The following is a 23,379-nucleotide window of genomic DNA, read 5'->3' on the forward strand; positions in this document are numbered from 1 at the left end:
CAAGGACGCGCCGCTGGATAGACCTCCACTGCGACCTCGCCAGCATTTGGTCCATCCGTGGCCACGCCTCTCCCCCGTCCAGCGGTGCTTGAGTGCTAGCAGCCTCGCCCTGGACTTCAGAGGGCCTTACCCGCCAGCCCCTCCAGCAGCATTGCCCGATTGATTCAAATCAGTCCACAACCTCTGGCCCGTCATCGCCTTCAATTGCTTCACCTTCAGGAGCAGCGACTCCTTCAGCGCTTCCCTGAACTAGCTGCAATGCCGGGCGGTACAAGAACGGAACCCAAAATTCGAGAGACGCGCGCTTCTCAAAGAAACCGACGTCCACCAACCGCAGAGCGATGACCTTTGCTTCCTCCTCGGAAACCTCCCAAATGACCGCCAGGCTCTGCACGCTATGGTTGGTCTTCTGCCCCTCCAGCGAACTAATCCTCGGACGGAGATCAGGATGCTCGGCGTACAGCGTCTTGGTAAGTCGGGTCGCGGAAACCGAAGGAAGAGCGGCCTTCAAGGACCCGCCGTCAAAGAGGCATTCACCTACGGGCTCAGGTTCGCCGAGTTCCTGCCGTCGGAGCTGCACGTTTCGGGCTTCACTCAGCAGGTGAATCAGTTCCCTGGGCGCGGTCTGCTTACTTCCGTCACGCGTGCGCCCCAGACACCAATCGAACGTCTTGGGTTTGTTCGGCCCGTTTTCTACTTGCTCCGGATAAACACGCCGGAACAGGGCTTCCTGGCCGGCAACCGAGGTGACGCCATCAACCGGGAGGCTATAGAAGCCCGCCAATGCAGGGTTGCGCACGAGTCGCTGGGTGACAAGCTGCATCAGCGCGGCCCTGTCCCACTGGAGCGTCAGCTCGCGCGTGATATGACTGGCCTCGCGAAACCCGCTCTCCGTGATCGCCTTCCAAATATCGCTCCGCAAGAAAATCTTCAGCCTGATCTGATGATTGTTTCCAATATCCAGGTACACCTTGAAGAGTGCGCGCAACGCTAGCTGTTCAAGTTCAGGCCTGCCTGCGAACGCCACATCCAAACGATCGAGCAGCAGCCACAGCTTCATACCGGCCCGCTTCAGCCCCCTATCAGCGGCTTCAAGCAGGTCGTCGACATGAACCACACCCTGGTCCCTCTGGGCCATATCAGGCTCACGAAAAGTGATACGGGTTCCCGCATCAACGATCCCTGCAAGAGAGAAGTTAGGCTCGATTTCTGTCGGGTAGAAGAAGTGCCGCACGTAGGCTCTGGCGTTTGCAAGCTTCTGACGAAGAGATGTCCCCTTCCCGGGGAGCATTTTCGCGTCAGCAAGCGTCCGGATTACGCGCTTGACATCCTCCCCGTCGAGCTTGTAATCCTCGAAGGTATCGGCGATGACCGACAGGAAGTAGAGCTTCCAGAGGCTGACGAACTCGTCTTCATTCGCTGGCGGGTTTTCAGCAAGGCTCGCAAACGCTGCGGCCCCCTGGGGCGACTCAGCAGGAGTGAGCTTCTTCGATGTGGCCACCGATCGGGTGACGGTCCGTGAAGCGAAACGAGCGAGGCCCCCGGGCTGTTGATCGAGATGTCTGACGTCTCAATTACGTTGCTCGGGGGCCTCGTTGGTCGTCCATCCTGCCGCAATCGACCTGCCGCACGCACTCGTGGAGTGGGTCACCATGCTGATCGTCACCCGTGAGGGCGACCGGCGCTGCAAGCTCCGTCCGTCCCAGCGCGCGATGGTGGCACTGGTGTACCTGCGCGAGCACACCACTTTGGCGAAGATCGCCGCCGGGTTCGGGATCAGCGAGTCCACCGCCCATGCCTACATCAGCGCGGTCGTCGACCTGCTCGCCGCGCGTGCGCCGGGTCTGCTGAGGACGCTGCGCGAGCATGATCCCGACTTCGTCCTGCTCGACGGGACCCTCGCCGAGTGCGACCGGGTCGGCGACGGCCGGGCCGACTACTCCCACAAGCACCGGCGCCACGGCGTGAACGTGCAGGTCGTCACCGATCCCGGCGGCCGGCTGCTGTGGCTCTCGCCCGCCCTGCCGGGCCGCACTCACGACCTGACCGCCGCCCGCACCCACCGGATCATCCGCATCTGCGAGCGCCAGGGCGTTCCCATCGTGGCCGATCTCGCCTACCAGGGCGCCGGTCCGTGGCTGACCACGGGCATCAAACGCAGGCCCCTGCAGGAACTGACCCCCACTGAGAAGACCCGCAACCGTGCCCTGGCCGCCACACGGGCACCCGTCGAACGCGGCGTCGCCCGCCTGAAGTCCTGGCGGATCTTCCGCAGGTCCCGATGCAGTCCCAACCGCATGACGTCAATCGCCAAGGCCGTCCTCACACTGGAGCTGCAACGCTGAAGAAGCTCAGTGATCAAAATGTCACGGTCAAATAGCTGCGACTCTCGCGCGACGAGAGTGGCATAGATCGCGCTCTTACCCGACCCCTTCGGTCCATAGACGATGTCTACCTCGTCTTGCCAGACCTGGTTCCATTGCTCAGTCTCGACGAAGTATGACGCCAGCGCGTCAGCTTCCTCTTCTGCAACCCTCGCCCCGAGTGACAGTCCTCGCAGCACGTTCTCTTTAATGGTCGCCCGCCTCCACTCGCCGCTACACCAGTCTCACGAAGATTACCGCCACCTCTTGATCAACCCCAGGGATACGCAAGGTACTCCCACGAGTCAGTCGAGCTGATCAGTGTGAATGCCACCCGTCGAGGGAGACCTGGGTGCCATGAGCGAGGTAGGAGCAGAGCGCGCTCGAAGTGGTGTCCACGAACTCCCCGGGGATGGCGTCGGCATCGACCCAGCAGACCTGGGCGTGCTTGCGGGGTTCGCGGTTTTCGGGTTCGCCGGTCCATTCGTGGGCGGCGAAGACGACCGTGAGGAAGCCGTTCGGGGCTTCGACGCCCCAGGCGCCGTGGATGATGTGGGCGACCTTGAGGGACTCGGGCTTCACCGTGAGGCCGGTCTCCTCGTAGAGCTCGCGGACTGCCGTCTCGGTGATCGGTTCGCCCGGTTCACTCTTGCCGACTGGGAGGTCCCACAGGCCCTGAGCGAACTTCGCGTTCTCGCTGCGCTGGAGGAGGACGACGCGGTTGGTGGCCTTGTCGTGGACGATGACGGCCGCGACCAGCAGGGTCATCGATTCGAGCGCCGGCTTGAGGGCTTGAGAGCGGTCGTCGGTCTGCTGGGCCACGGTGTTCCCTTCGTCGGGCGGGTTGTTGGGCATGTTAGGCGAGGGCCTCGCGGGCGCGGCGGGCGAGCTCGGCGGCGCCAGGAACGCGGCGGCGCTGGTAGACCGCGAGCGTGGAGCGGATCGAAGTGATCGCCTTACGGGTGCGGTCGGAGGTCATGCCCTCCATGAGGACCAGGGCCTGGGTCCAGGCGGCGACAGCCTCGTCAGCGCGGGCCTGGGCGGCGAGGCTGTCGCCGAGGTCGGCGTGGGTGAGGGCGTGGACGCGCTTGTACTTCTCGGGGTCCCAGCGGGTGAGGGCGTCGCGGTGCTGGTGTTCGGTGCCGATGTGGTCGGCGAGGTCGGTCAGGGTACGGGCGGTGTGGCTGGCCACGGTGCCGGCGGCGGGGCCGCTGACGCGGGAGTAGCTGGGCTGGGGGCCATCGTCCCGTAGCAGGGCGTCTTCGGCGGCGAGGAGGGCACGTGCGGCTGAGGGGCTCGCGTCCGTGGCGGCGTAGGCGCGGGCGTGAGTGATGTGGAGGAGGGCCTCGGTCTGGCCGTCGACGTGGCCGAGGCCGCTTCGCAGGGCGCCTTCAACGAGGTCGACGCAGTGGTGGGGCTGCTTGAGGCTCAGGGCCTGGTGGGCGAGGGCGCGCATCATCCAGGCGGCGTGGCCGTGGGGGTCGGCTTCGCAGGCGAGTTGATAGCCGACCTGGTAATAGCGCTGGGCGGCGCCTTCATGGCCCAGGTCGTGGTGCTTCCATCCGGCGAGGTAAGCGAGTTCGGCGACGGCGCCGAAGGCGGCATGACGTAACGGTTCCGAGGGGAAGCGTCCCCGGAGCATTGGGGCGGCGGTGTCGGCGAGGTACGCGGTGACGGTGGTCAGGCCGTGGCCGCCGCCCAGGCGTTCGTCGGCGGCGCTGAAGGCCGCGGTGATCTGGCGTACGACGTCGATGTCCTCGCCACCGATGAGGGAGCGGCCGGTGCGGGCGCGGAGCATCCGGGAGGTGGCTTCGTGGTCGTGGAGCAGCGGCATGGCGACGCCGGCCGTGGTGAAGGCGGCGATGGCGAGGAAGCGGCGGCGTTCGACGTCGGCACGGCCGAGGTCGGTGACGGTTACGACCGGATCGCCGTTCGAGGTGTCTTCCGCGTCACCGGGCTGGAGGCCGATCTCGGTCGGGGTGACGACGCGGCCCAGCCGGCGGGAGAGGGCTTCGGCGAGGTATTGGCCGGCCTGGCCTGAGGGCGCCCGGGCGCCCTTGGCCCAGTGGGAAATCGCAGACTTGTTGGTCTGGAGGAGTTCGCCGTTCTCAGCGGCGATGCGGCGGACGTCCTTGGCGAGGGCTTCGTACGTACATCCGGCCGCGTGGATCGTCTCGCGCAGACGGGAGTTGGCGTCGGTCGGCGCTGGCACATTCCTCCGTCCCGGAGCTGTAAACCGCGTATACCGCTTGGGCTCGGTCACACCGTACCCACTCTGCGTAGCGGGCGGTTCACTTATCGACAGCCGCCCCACTCTCGGGCCGGGCGGCCCCCACGTTCCGTACGCCCTACCAGGCTCGGGCATTCCTATGCCCTGGCCCGGACGATCAGAGACGGAGAAACGGTGACCACCATCGACACCGCGACCATCACGGTCGAGCTGCCCGACGCCTTCGACCCGCGCTGGAGCCGCCTGCCCGGCATCCGTGTGGACGGCCAGCGCCTCACCATCGACCCGGCCGAGTACTTCTTCCGCTTCGAGTCCAACACCTGGCTCGTCGCTGACTGGGAGCTGGTCAAGGCCCAGCTCCTGGACGTGGACGAGACGACCGAGAGCGCGGTCGAGCAGCTGGCGCTCGACTTCATCAAGAACCACGGCGAGTCCACCTCTGACGCCGCCCGCGTCCTGGCCACCGCGTACGAGGTGTACGCGTACCTCTTCCGCGAGGAGCACCTCGCCGGCCTCGGTCTGCCGCAGATCACCACCGACCACCTGCGGATGCTCCACGAGGCCGCCACGCTCATGGCGCTCAACAAGGTCGAACTGGACGGACACATCTCCAACGTCGGCCCGTGCTGGTTCTTCCCCGCCGCCACCTCCGTCGTCTTCGACCTGAACGACGAAACGGGCGGGATGCTCGACGAGGTCTACCACGGCGGCTGGTTCAACGAGCACCGCCGGATCGAGTCCATCAAGGCCCACGCCGCCCTCGGCGGCCGGCTCGTGCACGGCTGCCAGTCCGTGCCGGACCAGTCGGGCGGCGTCGTCGCGCCCTACGGTGCCTCGATGGCCAACTTCCGTGACGACCTGGCCGCGTTCAAGGCGGGCTGGATCGAGCAGGTCTACGCCCACCGCGTGACCGCGGCCGAGTAGCCCCACCCCACTACGGCTCCAGGGCGGGCCGGCACGTTCGCCCGCCCTGGAGCCCACCAGCCCCTGGAGACACCCCCATGGACCAGAGCCTGACCGCCGCCCTGCTGGACGACCTGTGTGCCCTCATCCGCAAGCCCCTCCCCGAACGCGCGGAGATCCGCGTCTGGGGCATGTCCGGAGTCGAGCGCGTCACCTTCCCCGACGGCACCACGGCCGTCTTCAAGTACGCCAAGGAGCCCTTCGACCGCGAGGCCCAGGCCCTGCGGATCGCCCACCACCGCGGGCTGCCGGTCCCCGAGCTCCACGCCACCGCCATGCAGGACAAGTGGCTCGGGATGCTCATGGACGACCTCGGCACCCCCGTACGGGACGCCGACGACCTCGACGGCGTCGCCGCCGCCGTGATGCTCCACGCCGCCCGCCCGGCCAGCGGTCTGCCCTTCCTCGACGGCGCGGGCCTCGCGGCCCTGCCCGGCCGGGCCCTCGACCACCTCCAGCGGCTTCGGAAGGCCAGCCGGTGGACGGACTGCGACGACATCGAGACCACGCTGGGGAAGGTCTCCGCAGCATCCGAGGCCCGCGCCCAGGGGGCGACGCTCGACCCCTTCGGCTGGGTGCACTCCGAGTTCCACCCCACGAGCGTCCACATCGGGGAGGAGGGCTGGCACCTCCTCGACTTCGCCCGCGCCTTCACCGGCCCCGGCCTGATCGACCTCGCCTCCTACCACGGCACCACCGAGACGCCCAGCCCCGTCCGACTGCGGGTGTTCCTGGAGCAGTACGTCGCCGCCGGAGGGCACGAGGACGCCCTCGCCGCCCGGGGCGGCCTGACCGCCGAGGCATGGGCCCTGGGTTGGCACCGCATGTGGGCCGTCGAGTGGTTCATGGAGCAGGCGATCCGCTGGATCAACGACCCGACCAGGGACTTCGCGTACATCCCCGTCGTCCGCCGCCACCTGAACGACGTGGTCCAACTCCTGGAGGTCTAGGTGCTCGCCCAGGTCTCCCCCTGGTACGCCCACGCCGCCCAGCGTCTCGCCACCGCACCGGCCCACGCGCTCGTTCCTCCGGCACGGATGGAGTGGAGTACCCACCCCGGTCTGGGCCCCGGCGCGGAGATCCTCGGCCGGGACCTGCGCGGCAAGCGCCTCCTGGAGCTGGGCTGCGGTCCCGGCCACAACGTCGCCCACCTCGCCCAGCACCACCGGGCCCACGCCACAGGAGTCGACCTGGTGGGCCTCCAGGTACGGCGAGCGCGGTCGCACTACGGCCACATCAAGGGCGCCACCTTCTCCGCCGGCCATGCGCTGCACCACCTCCAGGCCACCGGCCAGACCTTCGACGCGGTCTACTCGGTATTCGGCGCCGTCGGCCTGGTCGCTCCGGAGCTTCTGCTCGCCGCAATCTCCCGCCACCTCGTGCCCGGCGGCGTACTGGCCTTCTCCGTACCCCACCCGGCACGGGCCGGAAGACATCCTTCGACGGACGACCGTCCCCGCGAGGACTACGTCACCATGCCCGACCGCACCCGGCTGCCCATCGCCCGCTGGGAGTACGACGCCCACCGCTGGGCCGCCCATCTCTCCCGGACCGGCCTGCGGATCACCTCGGCCATCGAGCTGCGGCACCCGCGTCTCGACCCGTGGCCCACCACTCTCCTGATCACCGCCCGGAAACGCTGACCGACGGAGGCAACGATGCCCTTGCCCTACCTCCTGCTCGACATCGACGGCGTCCTCATATCGTTCCCGGCGTCCGACGGCAGCACCCCACCCACCCACGTCCGCCACACCGTCCTGCCCGCGGGCCGCGACCCCGACAACCCGGTACCGATCTGGCTCAGCCCCGCCCACGGCCCGTTGCTCGCCGGCTTCCTGACCAGCGGCCTCGCCCCCGTGTGGTGCACGAGCTGGCGCAAGGACGCCACCACCATCGTCGGGCCGCTCCTCGGGCTGCCGGAGTTCCCGTACCTCGATCTCCCCCGCCCCGAGATCACCACCAGCCACCCCAACGGCTACCTCTGGAAGCGCGACCACGTCGAACCGTGGCTCGGCGGGTCGGCGGTCGCCTGGGTTGACGACGACTTCACCGACCTCGATCACGCCTGGGCGGCGGAGCGGACCGCAAAGGGCATGCCGACTCTCCTCGTTCAGCCCGACCCGCACCTCGGACTGCAGCCCGAGCACCTGACCGAGGTCACAACGTGGGTCTCGCAGCTGCCCAGAGCCCGGGTCGCGTGACAACTGATGCCCTCGCTGCCACAGGCAGCGAGGGCATCAGGGTGCGATGTAGTCCCTGCCTGTACCTGGGCGCGGTTCAGTTTCTGAACGGGATAGCCGTTGGTTGGCATCTATCAACCATCCAGGGGACTTGACCCAATACCTGCAGATTCCGGCGATCACGTGAGATGCTCCGCTAACTGATCACCGAGGAACATCAGGGCCCGAAATAAAATCCAGACCGATATGCAGAAATCATTGCGTCGATCTGATCTTCATACCGCTCCAGGAATGTATCGAGCGAGTAGACCCCGTTCCAGCCAGCATCGCGCAACTGCGACCCATCGCAGGGGATCGGTAATGTGCAGAGGTCCGCGCCTTGTACGAAATGAAGTCGGAGTTCGTGCGCCTCGGAGAGACTCAATGGATTTCCTCCGATCTGCTCGATGAGTACGTAACGAAGCCCGAGCAGGCCAAGAAGATCAAGATCGGTGACCCAGGCCGCATCCATGAGGCGATGAGTCTGCCAGTGCATAGCGTCGCGATACACCAACCTCGCTCGGCCAGCCACATCCGCGTGAGGAATGCCGTCCCAGTAGAGCGAGCCATGGATCGTGCGATCGACGCCGTCCTGGGTAAGTGCCGTTCCAAAGGTCATAGGAACAAGGTTTGAGAGCTTGTCAGGCCACCCGTGCACCAGAGATCGGATCAAGTCGCAGGGGTTATACACATGGAGCATGACGTCGCACTCCACTCCATCAGCCGAGACGTCGTCCAGCCACCGCGCCACGAGCCTCTCCCAATCGGGGTTCCCCGCAAAGCACATCCTGCTCTCCTCCCGGAAAGCCGGCCATCTTCCACGATCCGTGGTACGCGCTGAGCCTGTATAGAGGACTTCACCGATCCCCTCTTCGTCACCGTTCAATTCGCGGAGGAGATCCCGCTCGTCCAGTGAAGTGCGCTTCGCGAATTTACCAGCCGCCCGATAGCCCTCAATTTCCCATTGTGGGTTCTCCGCCAGATGCCGGAGTACGCCGGGGCGGGCCGAATCATAGCCAGCCGCGAAGACATGCTTGGTGATGTGGCAGAGGGCCGAGTACTCCAAGGGGTACCCCCCGGTTTCCTCGTACGAATCCACCCCACTGCCATCAAGCCATGCCGGCGCCTCTTCTGGGTCCAGACGCCCGATTGCGAAATAGAGACCGTACGGTGCGACCACAAGGTCTCTCTGCGAGATGCGACGGAAGTCCGCTGCGAGGAGATCATGCGCTCCGGCCTCGACGGCTCTGCCCAGAATTTCATGCCAGCCTTGCGTTCGCCCCTCCGGAGAGTTGTAAAAGTAGATGAAATGGTGCGGGGTCACCCGCGGCGGTACCGCCGCTTCGAGAAATTCCACCCGGTCCGCACGCACAGGAACGCCATTGTCGTCCAATGTCAGCTGGTACCCGCGGAGATCGTGGGACCAGTCTCGCGCCATGTTGCTCACCGGGACGCGCAGTTCGCGCCAAGTGGTGGAGACGATCATCGCGCGGATGCGGTCCTTACGGAGCCCCATCTCCTGCTGCAACAGCTCGGCGTACTTCGTGACCTCATGAAGGGCTCGAGCCGAAGTCGAGTCCGATCGCTTCAATTCGATCACCACCCACGACCCGTGGCCGTCTCGGGCGAGGATGTCTATACGCCCGCGCGTTCCATGAGCATTGGGAAGCGGGTACTCCGTGCCAATCAACCGAAGACTCGGCTCGATGAGAGGAAGGCGATTGGCCAGCATGTCACGCAGTCGCGCCTCGTACGGAACATCCATGTCGCGCTCCTCAAACAAGTCGCGTGCCTAAGAGGTCAGTTGATAGACGATCAGGGTCTGACAGTAGGTGATCGGTCCGACAACCCTGACCCCTTCTCGGCCTCGACCTAGCAAAGCCCGGGATTCCCCGACGCCAAGGACTGCCAGAAGGTCCGCCACCTGGATGAGCTCTCGCGTAGGCCCGAGCAGTGGAGATCACTGCATGAAGCTCTACCGTTGATCCCGATGCCCCACCACGACGCGTGGCGGGGCATCGAGCCGGGGTCAGCGGTGTCGACTGTGGTCTTCGGGCCTCGTGGCCACTGGTGTGAGCAGCGGATGCTGCGGGGCAGACCTGGCCGAGGTGCCGCTGATGGTGCTTTGCCTGCGAGCGGCTTGCGCCCGCCGGTTCGGTTGAGCGGTGATGCGCCAGTTGAGGACCTCGGCGGGGTGCTCGGCGCTGTCGAGCTCTCGTTGAGTGCCCACCTCGGTCAGGAGACGACGGGAGCTGTGGCCGGCGGTCTCGGCGTGGGCGAGGGTTGTGGTCAGGGCGGTCCAAGCGGGGTCGGCGAGGATCCGGTCAGCGTGGTCGGGGAGGGTCGCGCGAACGTCCTGCTCGAAGCGACGGACAGTTGCGGCTCGTGGTGCGCGGCGGGTCAGGTCAGCCAAGACGGGTGTGGCGGCCTGCTGGTAGCCCGCCTGGAAGTGGCGGAGGGCTTCTTCGGCCGCAGCGGCCTGCTGTTCGTGGCCGCGCTGCTCGTGCCACTTGGCGGCGGCGCGGGCCAGGTGCAGGGTGGCGAAGAGCAGGGCGATGGCGAGTCCGCCCGGCTCGGTGGAGGCGTAGGCGAGTTCCTTGGCGGCCTTGCGCAGGGCGGTGGCGGCCTGGTGGTCGGCGCGGGTGGCGGAGCGGCGGGCGCGGTTGAACGCCGTCGCCGCCGCCCGTAGTTCCGCCCGGTGTGGGCCGGTCGTGGCGCTTGCGATGTTGTACAGGGCGTCGCCGAAGGCGGCCAGGTGGCCCTGGGCGGCGGCATCGTCGCCGGAGTCGAGGACGGTGCGTGCCACCTGTATGGCGGTGGTGGTGTGACGCCATGGGTCGGCGGGGTCCGCCGCATACCGCGGGCGGTCGGCTACCTCCTGGTCAAGGAGGCGTTCGCGTAGGCGGTTGATGGAGAGGTCGGGGGCGAGTTTCGAGCCGCCGTACCAGACGGGCTCGTCGGCCGCGTTGGTGTCGCCAGGTGCGGCGAGGCTGTAGCCGATCACGTCGCCGGTCTCGGGGCCGAGGCGTGTTTTGACCTTGATGCCGAGGGACTGCAGCACGGTGAAGTAGTCGGCTTCATTGCGTACGGCGGCGGCGACCGCGTAGGCCTGCTCGCGCAGCCACTGCCGTGCCGTGGCCGTCTGGCCCTGGCGCTCGGCCTTGGCACGTTCGGCGCCGGTGGGAGTGCGGGGCGCGGTGAGGTCGCCGGACTTCAGGCGGCGCAGACCGAACTCGGCTTCGATCTTGCGGCACTCGGCTTGGGCCCGCTGTCCGTCGTGGTGGGTGCGCGGGCGGCGTCCGTCGGCGCGGACGGTGGTGGCCATGATGTGGATGTGGTCGTCAGCGTGGCGTACCGCGATCCACCGGCATGCCTTCTCGTCACCTTCGGGGGCGATGCCGGCAGCGTGAACGATGCGGCGGGCGACCTCGGCCCACTCGGCGTCGGTGAGGTAGCGGTCGCCGGGCGCGGTACGGACCGGACAGTGCCAGACGTGCCGAGGCGGCTTCTTACCGCCCAGCTCGCGGGTGCGCAGGTCGACGTGGTGGTCGAGGCGCTTGGCGAGGAGGGTGTAGCTGGCCTCGGGGTCGCGGCCAGGGTCGGGGGCGCCGACCACGTCCCAGGCGGCGACGATGTGCGGGTCGGTGTGTTCGTCGCGGCGGCCGGCGCCGAAGAGGTAGACGATCAGTCCGCGGGTGTTGGAGCCGGTAGAGACGTCAGGAACCATGCGCAGTGCCTGCCGCCAGGAGCTGGTCGATCAGTCGGTAGCTGCTCTCGGCCGCTTGCTCGACGCGGTCCAGCACCGCCTCGGCACGCTCGGGCACTGTTCCTCGGTGGATGGCTGCGGTGATCTGGTTGAGGTTGCCTCCGATGCGGTTCAGCGCGACTGTGTGTGCCTCGACGGCCTCGATCAGCGGGCGGAGAGGATCGTCCTCCGGGCTGCCGACCAGTCCTGCCTTGCCCAGGGCGACGGCCAGAGCGGCGTCCCCGACGAATCCGGCGAACTTCTGACCGCGCTGGTGGGCGGCGGCGCTGATCACGCGGACCGCAGTCCGCGTGAAGCGGATGGTCTTCTCCTGGTCGCGCTTCTCCACCGTGCGCTTGCGGTTCATCAACGCGGGCAGGACGGGGGCATCGAGGTCCCGCCAGGACGGCTGCTCGACAGGCGGTTGGACATCGGTCGGCAGCTGAGTGCTCGGGTCGACGGAGTCGGGTGCGGGCGGACAGTTGGTCTCGCCTATGCCTTCCTCCGGCTCGGGCGCCCCTTGGCGCTCGGCCTTCTCCTCCGCCACCCCTGGGGCGGGGGCAAGCACGGACGAAGCCTCGTTAGAGGCTCGTTCGCTCCAGCTTGCTGCTGATCGGCGGGTCAGGCCGAAGAACGCCTTACGGCGGCGGGTGGGGGCGTTGTCGGTGGTCGATTCGGGCATGGTGATGCTCCGGTAGTCGTGTGGGGTGGGGCTTCGTCACGTCCGTTGCATCCGTCCCGTAGCTGGTCAGGACAGGTACGGAGACGGTCGCAGGTACGGACTGATCCGTATCGGCAAGGAACTCCGTCCCCGTGCTGACCTGCGCGGGGACGGATGCGACGGATTGATACGGAGCTGGTGTCAGCGAGTGAGCCTGGGGCCGGCAGGCCCGCCAGGCGGACCGATGGGCAGCGTTCCGGATGGAGGGGCCGGTGGCTTGCCCGAGGCTCGACGTGCGGGCACGGCCTCCTCGGCTGTGGGCACAGGTGGGGCGGGGTCGGGGCAGTACCGGGCCCAGGCGTCGGGGAACTGATTACGGGCGTACGCCTTCGCCTGCCTGCCGTTCTCGAAACGGTGGTTGGCCGGACTGATGCCGAAGTCGCGGAGCAGGTTGGCCAGGTGGTAGGCGTTCAGGCCCTTCGTCCCGTACTCGGCCCAGGGCGCCTCCGCGTCCTGGACGAGGGCGGCGAGCAGGTCGTGGCTGCGCAGCGCCTCCTTGTCGCCCTGTTGCTCGAAGACGCGGCGGATGTCCCGGAGCAGCCGGGTCTTCAGTGTCGTCTGCTCGTCCTGGACCACCTCGTTCCGGGTCATCGCCAGGCAGGCGGCACGGGCATGGGCGGGCCAGTGGCCGCCGGCCAGGTCGGCGACGATGACCAAGGGCTCCCAGGTGTCTGCGGCCCGGTCTTCGACCGGCATAGGTGGCACCAGCCGGTGCGCTGCCCCGCGCAGTGGGGTCAGCCACGCGGCCAGCCGGTCGCGCAGGGCGTTCAGTTCCGGGACGGAGTGCCGGGAGCGGAAGGGAGCGACCTTCTCGCCGGGCTTGCGTTTCTGCATGCGGAGCACGACGGCGCGGTCCATGATCGTGTCCGGAAGGTCGCCGATGCCTGCCAGCGCAGCCATGGCGAAAGTCGGGAACGCGGTCGGCTTGTGCTCCGGGCCGAAGATCCGCCACGCGGGGCGGTTGCGCTGGTGTCCGGCGTTCAGCAGGCCACGGAGGTCCTCCTTGTCCCCGGCCTTGGGGCCGAAGATGGTGTCGGCCTCGTCCACCAGTAGCGTCGGCGGGTCCTCGCCGATGATCCGGAAGATCACCGCCGGCGAGGTGTTCACCGTCATCATCGGTCGGGACACGGTCTCGTGGAGCACGTCCAGGACACGCGACTTGCCGCAGCCCTTGGTCGGCCCCACCACCGCCAGGCGCGGAGCGTGCTGGAGGGCGGGCTGAATGTGGGAGGCCGCCACCCACAGGGTGACCGCAGTCAGTGCCTCCTCGCTCGGCAGTACGACGTACCGGCCGATCGCGGCGCGCAGCTCGTCCAGTACGACGGTCCCGTCCTGGTCCCAATCCGCCTTGAGGCCAGCGCGCTCCCGGTCCCCAGTCCCCGGTCCGGGTTCCGGGACCATCCCAGCAGCACCGTGGTCAACCCCGACCGACGGTCCGGGTTCGACAAGCGACTGACCGGAACTCTCCGCCCGGTCCCCAGCATCTGGTCCGGCCCCATCCGGACCGGACGGGTGGTCCGGGTTGTTGGTCCGGTCCGGTAGGCCGCTGAGCTGTGCGTTCTCCGCCGGTCCGGGTTCCTGGTCCGGGTTGTCCGGAACTCCGGTCCGGGTTTCGGTCGCGGGTCGGTCCGGTTCCGGACCGACCGGACCAGCGGCACGGTCCGGTCGATCGCCGGTCCCCGAAGAGGTGGACCGGACGTTTGCTCGGTCCGGACCGCGCCACGGGATGCCCTGGCCGGGGACCGCGACCGGCGGCCAACCGCCTGCAGCGGAAGCGGTCGACAGGATGGGGGAGGAGGTGTCCTCCATAGGCGTTCCTTTCTGGCGAGGGGCGGAGCGGGACCTGGTCCGCCTTCTCGTCGGTTGGTCGTTCAGCGGTGGGTGGAGGGCCCCGGCAGCTTCGGGTCTGTGGCTACGCGGCCAGACCCCACTCGTCCTGGCCATCGATCAGCGCTCGCTCGTACCGCAGCAGCTCGGCCTCGGGGTACAGCACCCGCTTCCCGACCTTGATGCCGCGCGGCCCCTTCCTGATGTGGCGCCAGTAGCGGACGGTGCTCTCGGCCGTGCGGTAGCGCTCGGCGACCTCGGCGGTGGTCAGGTATCGCATACATTCCCATTCGACTAGGTGACGTTTCGGATCTGAATAATGCTGTACCTGGCGATCCCCGGTTACCTAAATCGGGAAGTCCATGTTTCAATCTGCATAGCGAGGATGGTTGCGATGGAGGTGCGATGGCAGGCGACAGGCCCGAGTCCGGCGAGGTGCCGCTGCTCTACAGCGAGGGGAACGTGGCCGCACGCGTCGCCCTGGAGCGCGAGGTCAGGGGATGGAGCACGACGGAACTGGCGGAACAGGTCACGCGGGCCGGGGTGAAGATGAACCAGACGGCTGTCTGGCGCATTGAGAACGGCACCCCGCGCCGACGTATCAACCTCGACGAGGCCCTCGCCTTCTCCCGCGTCTTCGAGCTCCCCCTCGAAGAGCTGATGTCCCCGCGTCTGGAGGGGCTCGACATCGACAGCCGGCGCCTCGTCCAAGAGGCCGTCGAAGCGTTCTACGAGGCCCGAGACGCGCGCGACCGTCTCCATCACGCCGTGGTCGCCATCGCCGACCACATCAAGGCCCATCCCGACAGCTCGCGGGCCATCCACGAGCAGTGCCTCCGCCTCATGGGCGACGAGCGGGACGCTCGCACGCTCAGCAGCGACATCGAGGACGGTGGCCACTACTGACAACCGACACGAAGGAGAAGCCGCTTGGCCAACATCCAGAAGCGCCCCAACGGCAAATGGCGGGCCCGCTACCGCGACCTCGACGGCAAGGAGCACGCCCGCCACTTCAACCGCAAGGTCGACGCCCAGCGGTGGATCGACGAGGTCACGGCCAGCCTGGTCACCGGCCAGTACGTCGACCCCCGGTCGGCGAAGAAGCCCTTCAAGGAGTACGCGGAGGAGTGGCGGGGCATCCAGCCGCACCGGCCTTCCACGGCCAAGGCGGTGGCCCAGCACCTGCGCTGCTACGTCTACCCGGCCTGGGAGAAGCGGTCACTCGGCGCCATCAAGCCCGGCGATGTACAGAGCTGGATCACCAGCCTGACCACCACGCACGGGCTGGCCGCCAGCACCGCACGGACGGTCTTCAACACGGTCAACGCCGTCTTCCGGGCGGCCGTCCGTGACCGGATGCTCCCTCACAACCCGTGTGCCGAGGCGAAGCTGCCCTCAGTGCGCCGGAAGAAGGTCGTGCCGCTGGCCGTCGAGCAGGTACGGACGCTGTCCGAGGAGATTCCCGCCCGCTACAAGGGCCTCGTGCTGCTCGGCGCGGCCACCGGACTCCGCCCCGGTGAGCTGTTCGGCCTCCAGGTGCGTCACCTCGACCTGCTGCATGCCACGGTCTCGGTCGAGCAGCAGATCCAGCAGACCGCCAAGCACGGCGTGTACGTCTGCCCGCCCAAGACCGCCCGCTCGCACCGCACGGTTCCGCTCCCCCGCGTGGCGGTGGACGCAATGAAGGCCCACCTGGGGGACTTCCCCGCCGATGGGCCCGAGAGCTGGGTCTTCACGGCGCCGCAGGGCGGGCCCGTGGTCTACACGCACTTCATGGACGGGTCCTGGCGGCCCGCCTGCGCGAAGGCCGGCATAGCGAAGGGCACCGGACCTCATGCCCTGCGGCACCACTACGCCAGCCTGCTGATCAAGTACGGGGAGTCGGTGAAGACCGTCTCCGAGCGCCTCGGTCACACCAATGCGGCCATGACGCTGAACATCTACACCCACCTGTGGCCCGACTCCGAGGAGCGGACCCGGGCCGCCGTCGACAAGGCGTACGCAGACTGCTCTGCGGACGACGAGACGCTTGCCACTGAAGCGGCATAGCGGCTGCCCCGGCTGACCAAAGTCAGCACGCTGCCAACTCGGTGCGGACCGTGAAGGCCGCCCGACCTGCTCCGCTGCAGATTCCCCGCAGTGGAGCCTGAGACTCCCAGGACTTCGGCGACTCTAGTAGTACTCCCGGATGTATCCCAGCGCCCTCCCGAAGACATCCTGGTCGCGGATCTTGAACTTGATGTAGAGCGCCTTGCGAAGTGCCTGCTGGACAAGGCGATCGCCTTCGTTGGTGTCCTGCCAGCCGACAAAGCGGACGGTACGGACGACGGAGTCGACCTCGTCGACAACCTTCTCGGCGATGATCGGGGTCTCCTCGCCCTTGAGTGACTCGAAGAGCTCTGTCAAGGCAGCCTTTCCGCGCTCCTCGCGGGGCACCTCAGCGGCAGCCTTCTCCGCTGCGACCGTGTCTCGCGCGAGTGCGAAGAGCTCCTTGAGAAACTCCAGCGAGGCCTGCTGAGAGTGGGAGTACTTCTCCCGCAGAGCATTCAACCGCTGGCCAAGCTCGATGAAGGCCGGGTTGCCGACATGCTTGGCAATGCGGACGGTGATCCACTTCTCGACCTCGACAGGGTCGATGTCTTTGCGGTTACCGTTCATCAGGTCCTCGATGACCTGCGCATCGAGGACGATGGTCTCCAGGTCGGTGCGCGGGACCTCGACGGTGACGTGCTCGTTTATGAGCTCAAGGGTCTTGGCACCCAGCGTGTGCCAGACCAGCCGGCCGGTGACGTCGGTGGGTTGCACGGACTGGTATACGTCGGTCAGCCACCGGTATTCCGACTCGCGCTCGGACAGGATCGGGTCCGGGGACAGGGTCTCCCACAGCTGGGCGACGACGCTGTACGCAGCTCCGAAGGCGTCACGGGACTCGTCAGAGTCGATCGCAGTCTGTGCCTGGATCAAGCCCTCATAACCGCCGACGGTGCGGTCGACGCCCGGGAAGAACGCCAGAGCAGCCTCAATCGCGGGTCCGAGCTGCTCGCGGAGTACAGCAATGTTGGAGATGACCTGCTGGACGGACTTGTCGTCGAACTCGAAGGCCTTGGCGACGTCGTCGAAAATGCCGAGGTAGTCCACTATGAGGCCGTGGGTCTTCGCGGGCGGGTAGACCCGATTCGTGCGGCAGATTGCTTGGAGCAGGGTGTGCTCGTACAGGGGCTTGTCAATGTACTGGGCATAGAGGATCGGGGCATCGAAGCCGGTGAGCAGCTTCGCGGTCACAATGATGATCTTCAACGGGTCCGCCGGGTCGTTGAAGCGGGCGGTGATTCGCTCCAGCTCCTCCCGACCAGGTGTCCAATGCTTCCACGTTGGCTTGTCACCTCGGCTGGTGGACATCACGATCGTGGACGTGTCCGGGCCGAGCAGGCGGTCAAGCTCTTCCTTGTACGCCACGCAGGTGGCCTTGTCGTAGACCACGACCTGCGCCTTGAAGCCCTGCGGCTCGACCTTCGTGGTGAAGTGCCCGGCGATGTCGGCGGCGATCTTGCGGACCCGGTCGGGGGCTTTGATCAGCACCTCCAGGGAGGCGGCCTTCTTCGACAGGGTGGTGCGGTCTTCCTCATTGAGCCCGTGACGGTCGGCGAGCTCGGCGAAGGCCGCGTCGATCGACTCCTCATCCAGGTGGATCTCCGAAAGGCGCGGCTCGAAGTGCAGCGGCAGGGTGGCGCCGTCGCGGATGGAGTCGGAGAAGGAGTAACGCGAGAGATACCCGTGCTCGTCGGCCTCGCCTCCGAACCACATGAACGTGTTGCGGTCACGCTTGTTGATCGGCGTCCCGGTCAGCCCGAACAGGAACGCGTTGGGCAGCGCCTCGCGCATCTTGCGGCCGTAGTCGCCCTCCTGGGAGCGGTGGGCCTCGTCGACCATCACGATGATGTTGTCGCGCGCGTCCAACACGCCCGGGGCCTCGCCGAACTTGTGGATCGTGGTGATGATGATCTTCCGCGCGCCCGCAGCCAGGAGCTCCTGCAGCTCCTTGCGGGACTCCGTTGAGACGAGGTTCGGTACGTCCGAGGCGTTGAACGTCGCGGTGATCTGGGTGTCCAGGTCGATCCGGTCGACCACGATGATCACCGTCGGCGAGGTTAGCCCCGCCGTTGCGCGCAACTTCTGCGCAGTGAACACCATCAGCAGCGACTTCCCCGACCCCTGGAAGTGCCAGATCAGCCCTTGCTTGATCTGCCCGTGCAGCACCCGCTCCACGATCAGGTTGGTCGCCTGGAGCTGCTGGTACCTCGCGATCACCTTGATCTTGCGGTGCTTCTTGTCGGTCGCGAACAGAGTGAAGAACCACAGGAAATCCAAGATCGCGTCCGGATCCAGAACGCCCTCGACCGCCTCCTTGACCGCCGAGAGGCCTACCTTCACCGGCGTATGGTCGTCACCGGACTCATCCGCCCGCCACGGCCCCCACAGCTCCACCGGCATCCCGACCGAGCCGTAGCGGAAGTCCTTGCCCTCGGTGGCGAAGTTGAGCACGTTCGGCACGAAGAACGCCGGCACGTTGACCTCGTAGTCCTCCTTGACCTGCGCGGCAGCGTCGATCCAGGAGTACGCCGGCCGCACCGGCGACTTCGCCTCCCCCACGACTAGAGGGAACCCGTTGCACCAGATCACCAGGTCGAAGCGCCTCTCCAGTCGCCCGGCCCCGTAGGGCACCTCGGTGGAGACGGTCCAGTCGTTCGCGCTGCGCTCGCCGGGGTGGTCGAAGTCGATCAGCTTGACAGTCACATGCTCGCCGTCGGGCCCGAAGGGCATCGACTTCTGCCCCGTGAGCCACGCCGCGAACTCCTCGTTCGCCACCACCGGATTCGGTGTGTTGCGCGCGGAAACCAGGATCGCGCGCAGCCGGTAGATCACCTCAGCGGCCAGACGCGGATCCGCCTCGATGGTCGGGTTGAGGCGGATTAACGCCTCCCGCACCTGCTGCTCCAGCAACACCTCACTGGTGCGGCGCGGCAGCTGACTCCCCGGCACGAACCGCACATCGACCGACTCCACCAGATCCCGGACGAAGTCCCGGACGCTATTGGCTTCGTTGAAGGTCATTTGACACCTCCAAAGATTTCGGAGGTGACAGTCTGCTTGAGAGTGGACACAGTTCGCGCCTCGTGCGCGACCGAATCCATCGCGCGGGTCCAACTCGCTACTTCCGCAACGATCTCGGCCTGAACGTCCTCCGACGGGAACGGCAGGGGGTAATCCTCGATGTGGCGCCAATGCATGTGCTTCACCTTCGACCCCTCGCTCCTGCGCGCGACCCAAGCCGAGAAGGCAGGAGTTCGAAGCGCAATATGCAGAAACTCCGGCGTGATTCCTTGCACCGGCGTCAAGCGACCGATTCGCTGATTCAGAAATGCCGCATCGTGCATCCGACACACACGCCCGAGAAAACGATCCTCGAGGGACTGAGCAGTCATATTGATCACTAGGTCACCAGGGGACAGTGAGCAGTCAGCATTTTCCTCTGTGAACGATGCAGGGATTCGCACGGATGAATCGGTCCACTGTGTGCGCCCGTTCGGCTTCATGTCACCAGGGCGAAGCAGCGCAACGCCTACATCTCCATAAAGATTACTCGGCACGGGTCGCCCGTGCTGCAAGCGGACGATCTCACCGAGATGGCGGGTAGTCTGTCCCGAAAGCTTTTTCTCGAGCCACGACTCGTAGGCGAGTCCAAGCGACGCAGCAAGTACACCCCGACTATTTTGATGGGCCTCCACGGACCACATAAGGTCCGCGAAGCGTTTCTGCTCATCCAGTGGCGGGAGGGCGAACTCGTAGCGCTGCATCTGGCCCCAGAGCAGGCGCGGGTTCATCGAACCGGTCGCCTCGGCGGTCGCGTAGGCGATGAAATGGTCGGAGGCAAGAAGGAAGGGAAGAAATTCCTGCAGCAGTCCATTCTCGGGGGCGGCGTCGAGGACGTAGGTCTTGTCGGCGACGACGCCCGAAAAATTCACGATGCCGGACTTGCGAAGGTAGGGACGTGCCGAGACGAAGAGGATCTGGCCGGGCTGGAAGAGGTAGGTAAAGGTCGAGCCCATCTGGCCGTCGTTGACGTCGCCGAATCGCTCGATGGCAAGGCTGTCGCTGTCGATGTGCCCGCCGCCGACGTAACGGTCGATATCGACGCTGCCCGGGGTGACCTGGGTACGGGAGCGTCGGATGACGTCGCCGAGTCGTACTCGCTTCCAGGTGGTCTTGCAGAGGTTGAGGCTCATCGGGCAACCTCCGCACGCAGCAGGCCGAGAAAGTCATCGACTGCTACGTCTGCCACTGCCGCGGCCTCGCGCCATCCTGTGAGTGCCGCTGCGATTGAGTCAGTGTGCGTCGGCCCACGGCCTGGTGCGGCAGGTGTGACGTACTGCGGGATGGCCATGTTGCCGTTGTTGGCGCGGATCTCGTCGATGGTGGCGACTTGGGCGAAGCCGGGCACGTTGGCGAAGTTCTGATACGCGTGCAGGATCTTCTGCTGATGTGTCTCGGAGAGGAAGGACTGGACGCCTGCTCGGTAGAACTCCTTCTTTGCGTCGATGAAGAGCACCTTGTGCTTGCGGCCAGCTGGCTTCTGCTTTCGGAGGACCAAGACGACCGCTTCCATGCCCGAGTTGTAGAAGAGCCCGTGGGCCAGGCCGATCACCGCCTCAACAGCGTCGGCGTCGAGCATGGCCTTACGAACCGTTGCCTCCCCGATCCGGTTCAGAACCCCGTGAGGCAGCAGGATTGCGGCACGACCAGTCGTGGGATCGAGGCTCGCCTCGATGTGCTGGATGAAGGCGTAGTCCGCAGCGTTCTGGGGCGGTACGCCCCACATGCTGCGGCCGTAGGGGTCTTTGGCGAAAGCGGCCCGGTTCCAGGTCTTGATGGAGTACGGCGGGTTGGCCATGACGACGTCGAAGGTCCGCAGCCGGCCGTGGGCGTCGAGGAAGGCCGGCTTTGCGAGGGTGTCGCCGTGGGCGGTGTTGCCGTCGGCGATGCCGTGAAGGAAGAGGTTCATCTTCGCGATCGCCGAGGTGCCGTAGTTGAGCTCCTGGCCGTACAAACGCAGGTTGCGCCACTCCTTGCCCCGGCGCTTGAGCTCGGCGACCGTGGAGATCAGCATGCCGCCGGTGCCGCAGGTGGGGTCGTAGATCGACTCCCCCGGCTCGGGCTGGAGCATCATCGTCATCAGGTGCACCAGGGTGCGGTTGGTGTAGAACTCCTGGGCGGTGTGGCCGGAGTCGTCGGCGAACTTTTTGATCAGGTACTCATAGCCCTGCCCGAGCTCGTCCTCGGGCAGGTTCGCCACCGACAGCGTCTTGGTCGAGAAGTGCTCGATCAGGTCCGAGAGAGTCGAGTCGGGGAGCAGATCCTTATTGGTCCACTCGCCGTCGCCAAAGACGCCAGGGAGGGTGTCGGGATTGGCGGACTCGATGGCCCGCATCGCGGCCTTGAGCGCGGTGCCGACATTGCTGGTGACCTTGCGCAGGTCCGCCCAGTGGGCGCCGTCGGGGATGGCGAAGCGGTGGTTCTCCGGGAGGTCGGCGAGTTCCTCTTCGCCGTATGCCTCCAGGGCGGCGGCGTGCTCCTCGTCGTAGACGTCGGAGAGACGCTTGAGGAAGACGAGCGGGAAGATGTACTGCTTGTAGTCACCGGCGTCGATCAGACCCCTCAGCAGCACTGCGGCGCCCCACAGGTAGGACTCCAGTTCCCGCTGGGTGATCCGCTTCGGACTCGTCGCGGTCATGCGCCCAGCCCCCAGTTCGCCAGCTCGGCCTCCAGCGCTGCGCGGGTCTCACGAGCCTTCGCGTGCGCGGTCTCCAGGTCGGCCAAGGCCTGCTCCAGGGTGATCTGCTCCCCGGCCTCGGCTGGCTCGACGTACAACGGGATGTTCAGGTTCCAGCCGTTGGTCTTGATGTCGTCCAAGGTCGCGACCGCGGCCAGACCGGGCTGGTCGGCGTACTCCTGATACGCCTTCAGGAGGGTCTCTGCGTGGTCAGGCTCGAGGGTGTTCTGGTTGCGGCCGCGCTTGAAGAGCGACTCTCCATTGACGAAGAGCACCTTGTCCTGCTGCTCGGCGGGGCGCTGGCGACGCAGGATCAGCAGGCAGGCGGCCAGGCCGGTGCCGTAGAACAGGTTGGGTGCCAGGCCGATGACGGCCTCTACGAAACCGGCTTTGAGGACGTGCTCGCGAACGCGGCCCTCGGCGCCCTGGCGGAACAGGGCGCCCTGCGGGAGGACGACCGCGACCCTTCCTCCAGTAGGTGCAGCGGAGGTGAGCATGTGCTGGGCCCAGGCCCAGTCGGCGTACCCCTTCGGAGGCACCCCGCCCAACTCATTGCGGCCCCACGAATCGGAGGCCCACTGCTCGTGGCCCCAGTTCTTCAATGAGAACGGCGGGTTGGCGATCACACAGTCGAACCTGGCCAACCGGTCGTGGTCGAAGTAGGCCGGGTCGCGGAGCGTGTCGCCGCGCTCGACGTGGAAGTCCTCCATACCGTGCAGCAGCAGGTTCATCCGGGCGATAGCGGAGGTGGTAAGCACCTTCTCCTGGCCGTACAGCCTTCCGAGCACGGTCTTCGGGTCACCGCCGCGGGCCTTGATGTGCTGGATGACCTCGATCAGCATGCCGCCAGTGCCACAGGCCGGGTCGTAGACCGTCTCCCCCTCTTGGGGGTCGAGGATCTTGACCAGTAGGGCGACCACCTCGCGCGGGGTGTAGTACTCGCCAGCCTTCTTGTTGGACTGGTCGGCGAACCGCTTGATCAGGTATTCGTACGCCTGCCCCAGCACGTCAGGAGCGGCTTGGGAGATCGAAAGGGTCTTGATCGAGAAGTGCTCGATCAGGTCAATCAGCTTGCTGTCTGGCAGCTTGTCCTTGTTGGTCCAGGTCGCGCCGCCGAAGATGCCGTACAGCGTGCCCTGGTTGGCCTGCTCGATACCGCGGAAGGCGGTTTTGAGGGCCTCACCGACGTTCTCGGTGCGTTCGCGTACGTCTGCCCAGTGGCAGCCATCAGGGATGGTGAACCGGTGGTTCTCCTCGAACGCCGCATACGTGTGGTCACCACCAGACTCGTCCAGCGCTCGGGCGTACTCCTCGTCGTACACATCGCTGATCCGCTTGAAGAACATCAACGGGAAGATGTACGCCTTGAAGTCCGCTTGATCGATGCTGCCCCGCAGCAGATCAGCCGCCTTCGCCAGATACGACTCCAGCTCCCCCAGCGTCAAAGGCATCGGAAGCTCCTGCTCCCCCACACCGACCGCAC

The 23,379-nt window shown here is 66.5% G+C and carries 19 protein-coding genes; 7 read left to right on the forward strand and 12 right to left on the reverse strand.

Going from position 1 to position 23,379, the window contains the following annotated elements; genetic code table 11:
- Nucleotides 1-169: 169 nt before the first annotated feature.
- Nucleotides 170-1,501, reverse strand: coding sequence for a P-loop ATPase, Sll1717 family (locus tag OG207_RS16370; RefSeq protein ID WP_329099270.1), 1,332 nt, complete (start codon nt 1,499-1,501; stop codon nt 170-172).
- 94 nt (nt 1,502-1,595) lie between these two features.
- Here OG207_RS16370 and OG207_RS16375 point away from each other — a divergent pair, with 94 nt between their 5' ends.
- Nucleotides 1,596-2,345 carry a transposase family protein gene (locus OG207_RS16375; protein WP_329099271.1) on the forward strand — a complete coding sequence of 250 codons (750 nt, stop codon included), beginning with the start codon at nt 1,596-1,598 and terminating at the stop codon, nt 2,343-2,345.
- 336 nt (nt 2,346-2,681) lie between these two features.
- Here OG207_RS16375 and OG207_RS16380 read toward each other — a convergent pair whose 3' ends face one another.
- A complete protein-coding gene (locus OG207_RS16380) occupies nt 2,682-3,218 on the reverse strand; it encodes an NUDIX domain-containing protein (protein ID WP_329099272.1) in 537 nt (178 codons plus the stop codon).
- 1 nt (nt 3,219) lies between these two features.
- On the reverse strand, nt 3,220-4,575 hold the full coding sequence (locus OG207_RS16385; RefSeq protein WP_329099273.1) for a tetratricopeptide repeat protein: 1,356 nt from the start codon (nt 4,573-4,575) through the stop codon (nt 3,220-3,222).
- A gap of 192 nt (nt 4,576-4,767) precedes the next feature.
- On the opposite strand from OG207_RS16385, the gene OG207_RS16390 reads away from it, so the two are divergent.
- The 4 genes from OG207_RS16390 to OG207_RS16405 all read left to right on the forward strand — a co-directional run bounded on the left by OG207_RS16390 (nt 4,768) and on the right by OG207_RS16405 (nt 7,757).
- Nucleotides 4,768-5,517, forward strand: a complete 750-nt coding sequence (locus OG207_RS16390; protein ID WP_329099274.1) for a hypothetical protein — start codon at nt 4,768-4,770, stop codon at nt 5,515-5,517.
- 77 nt (nt 5,518-5,594) lie between these two features.
- On the forward strand, nt 5,595-6,506 hold the full coding sequence (locus tag OG207_RS16395; RefSeq protein ID WP_329099275.1) for an aminoglycoside phosphotransferase family protein: 912 nt from the start codon (nt 5,595-5,597) through the stop codon (nt 6,504-6,506).
- Nucleotides 6,507-7,199, forward strand: a complete 693-nt coding sequence (locus OG207_RS16400) for a class I SAM-dependent methyltransferase (RefSeq protein WP_329099276.1) — start codon at nt 6,507-6,509, stop codon at nt 7,197-7,199. It begins immediately after the preceding gene.
- Nucleotides 7,200-7,214: 15 nt separating this feature from the next.
- Nucleotides 7,215-7,757, forward strand: a complete 543-nt coding sequence (locus OG207_RS16405) for an HAD domain-containing protein (protein WP_329099277.1) — start codon at nt 7,215-7,217, stop codon at nt 7,755-7,757.
- 196 nt (nt 7,758-7,953) lie between these two features.
- Here OG207_RS16405 and OG207_RS16410 read toward each other — a convergent pair whose 3' ends face one another.
- The 5 genes from OG207_RS16410 to OG207_RS16430 all read right to left on the reverse strand — a co-directional run bounded on the left by OG207_RS16410 (nt 7,954) and on the right by OG207_RS16430 (nt 14,348).
- Nucleotides 7,954-9,540 (reverse strand): endonuclease NucS domain-containing protein, encoded by a 1,587-nt coding sequence (locus tag OG207_RS16410; protein ID WP_329099278.1) that lies wholly within the window; start codon nt 9,538-9,540, stop codon nt 7,954-7,956.
- A gap of 264 nt (nt 9,541-9,804) precedes the next feature.
- Nucleotides 9,805-11,502: a relaxase/mobilization nuclease domain-containing protein gene (locus tag OG207_RS16415; RefSeq protein ID WP_329099279.1), complete on the reverse strand. Its 1,698-nt coding sequence runs from the start codon at nt 11,500-11,502 to the stop codon at nt 9,805-9,807.
- Nucleotides 11,492-12,067, reverse strand: a complete 576-nt coding sequence (locus OG207_RS16420) for a hypothetical protein (RefSeq protein ID WP_125824147.1) — start codon at nt 12,065-12,067, stop codon at nt 11,492-11,494. Before OG207_RS16420 ends, OG207_RS16415 begins: the two co-directional genes overlap by 11 nt.
- Nucleotides 12,068-12,382: 315 nt before the next feature.
- Nucleotides 12,383-13,642 (reverse strand): DUF3631 domain-containing protein, encoded by a 1,260-nt coding sequence (locus OG207_RS16425; protein ID WP_329099280.1) that lies wholly within the window; start codon nt 13,640-13,642, stop codon nt 12,383-12,385.
- A 511-nt stretch (nt 13,643-14,153) separates the two neighbouring features.
- Complete coding sequence (locus OG207_RS16430; RefSeq protein WP_125822349.1) at nt 14,154-14,348, reverse strand: helix-turn-helix transcriptional regulator; 195 nt, start codon at nt 14,346-14,348, stop codon at nt 14,154-14,156.
- A 125-nt stretch (nt 14,349-14,473) separates the two neighbouring features.
- On the opposite strand from OG207_RS16430, the gene OG207_RS16435 reads away from it, so the two are divergent.
- Together OG207_RS16435 and OG207_RS16440 are read left to right on the forward strand one after the other, a co-directional pair.
- Complete coding sequence (locus OG207_RS16435; RefSeq protein WP_329099281.1) at nt 14,474-14,974, forward strand: helix-turn-helix transcriptional regulator; 501 nt, start codon at nt 14,474-14,476, stop codon at nt 14,972-14,974.
- A 24-nt stretch (nt 14,975-14,998) separates the two neighbouring features.
- Nucleotides 14,999-16,117 carry a tyrosine-type recombinase/integrase gene (locus OG207_RS16440; protein WP_329099282.1) on the forward strand — a complete coding sequence of 373 codons (1,119 nt, stop codon included), beginning with the start codon at nt 14,999-15,001 and terminating at the stop codon, nt 16,115-16,117.
- 123 nt (nt 16,118-16,240) lie between these two features.
- Here the strand turns inward: OG207_RS16440 and OG207_RS16445 are convergent, their stop codons facing one another.
- Genes OG207_RS16445 through OG207_RS16460 form a run of 4 tightly spaced genes read right to left on the reverse strand, consistent with a single transcriptional unit; the run spans nt 16,241 to nt 23,347 of the window.
- A complete protein-coding gene (locus tag OG207_RS16445) occupies nt 16,241-19,180 on the reverse strand; it encodes a type I restriction endonuclease subunit R (RefSeq protein WP_329099283.1) in 2,940 nt (979 codons plus the stop codon).
- Entirely contained in the window at nt 19,177-20,352 is a 1,176-nt protein-coding gene (locus OG207_RS16450) for a restriction endonuclease subunit S (protein ID WP_329099284.1), read from the reverse strand. Before OG207_RS16450 ends, OG207_RS16445 begins: the two co-directional genes overlap by 4 nt.
- Nucleotides 20,349-21,857: a type I restriction-modification system subunit M gene (locus tag OG207_RS16455; RefSeq protein ID WP_329099285.1), complete on the reverse strand. Its 1,509-nt coding sequence runs from the start codon at nt 21,855-21,857 to the stop codon at nt 20,349-20,351. The genes OG207_RS16450 and OG207_RS16455 overlap by 4 nt, the downstream gene beginning before the upstream one ends.
- The gene (locus OG207_RS16460) at nt 21,854-23,347 is read right to left on the reverse strand and encodes a type I restriction-modification system subunit M (RefSeq protein ID WP_329099286.1); all 1,494 of its coding nucleotides are present in this window, start codon (nt 23,345-23,347) and stop codon (nt 21,854-21,856) included. The genes OG207_RS16455 and OG207_RS16460 overlap by 4 nt, the downstream gene beginning before the upstream one ends.
- Nucleotides 23,348-23,379: the final 32 nt, after the last annotated feature.

It is taken from the genome of Streptomyces sp. NBC_01439 (assembly GCF_036227605.1).
In the GTDB taxonomy this organism is placed as follows: domain Bacteria; phylum Actinomycetota; class Actinomycetes; order Streptomycetales; family Streptomycetaceae; genus Streptomyces.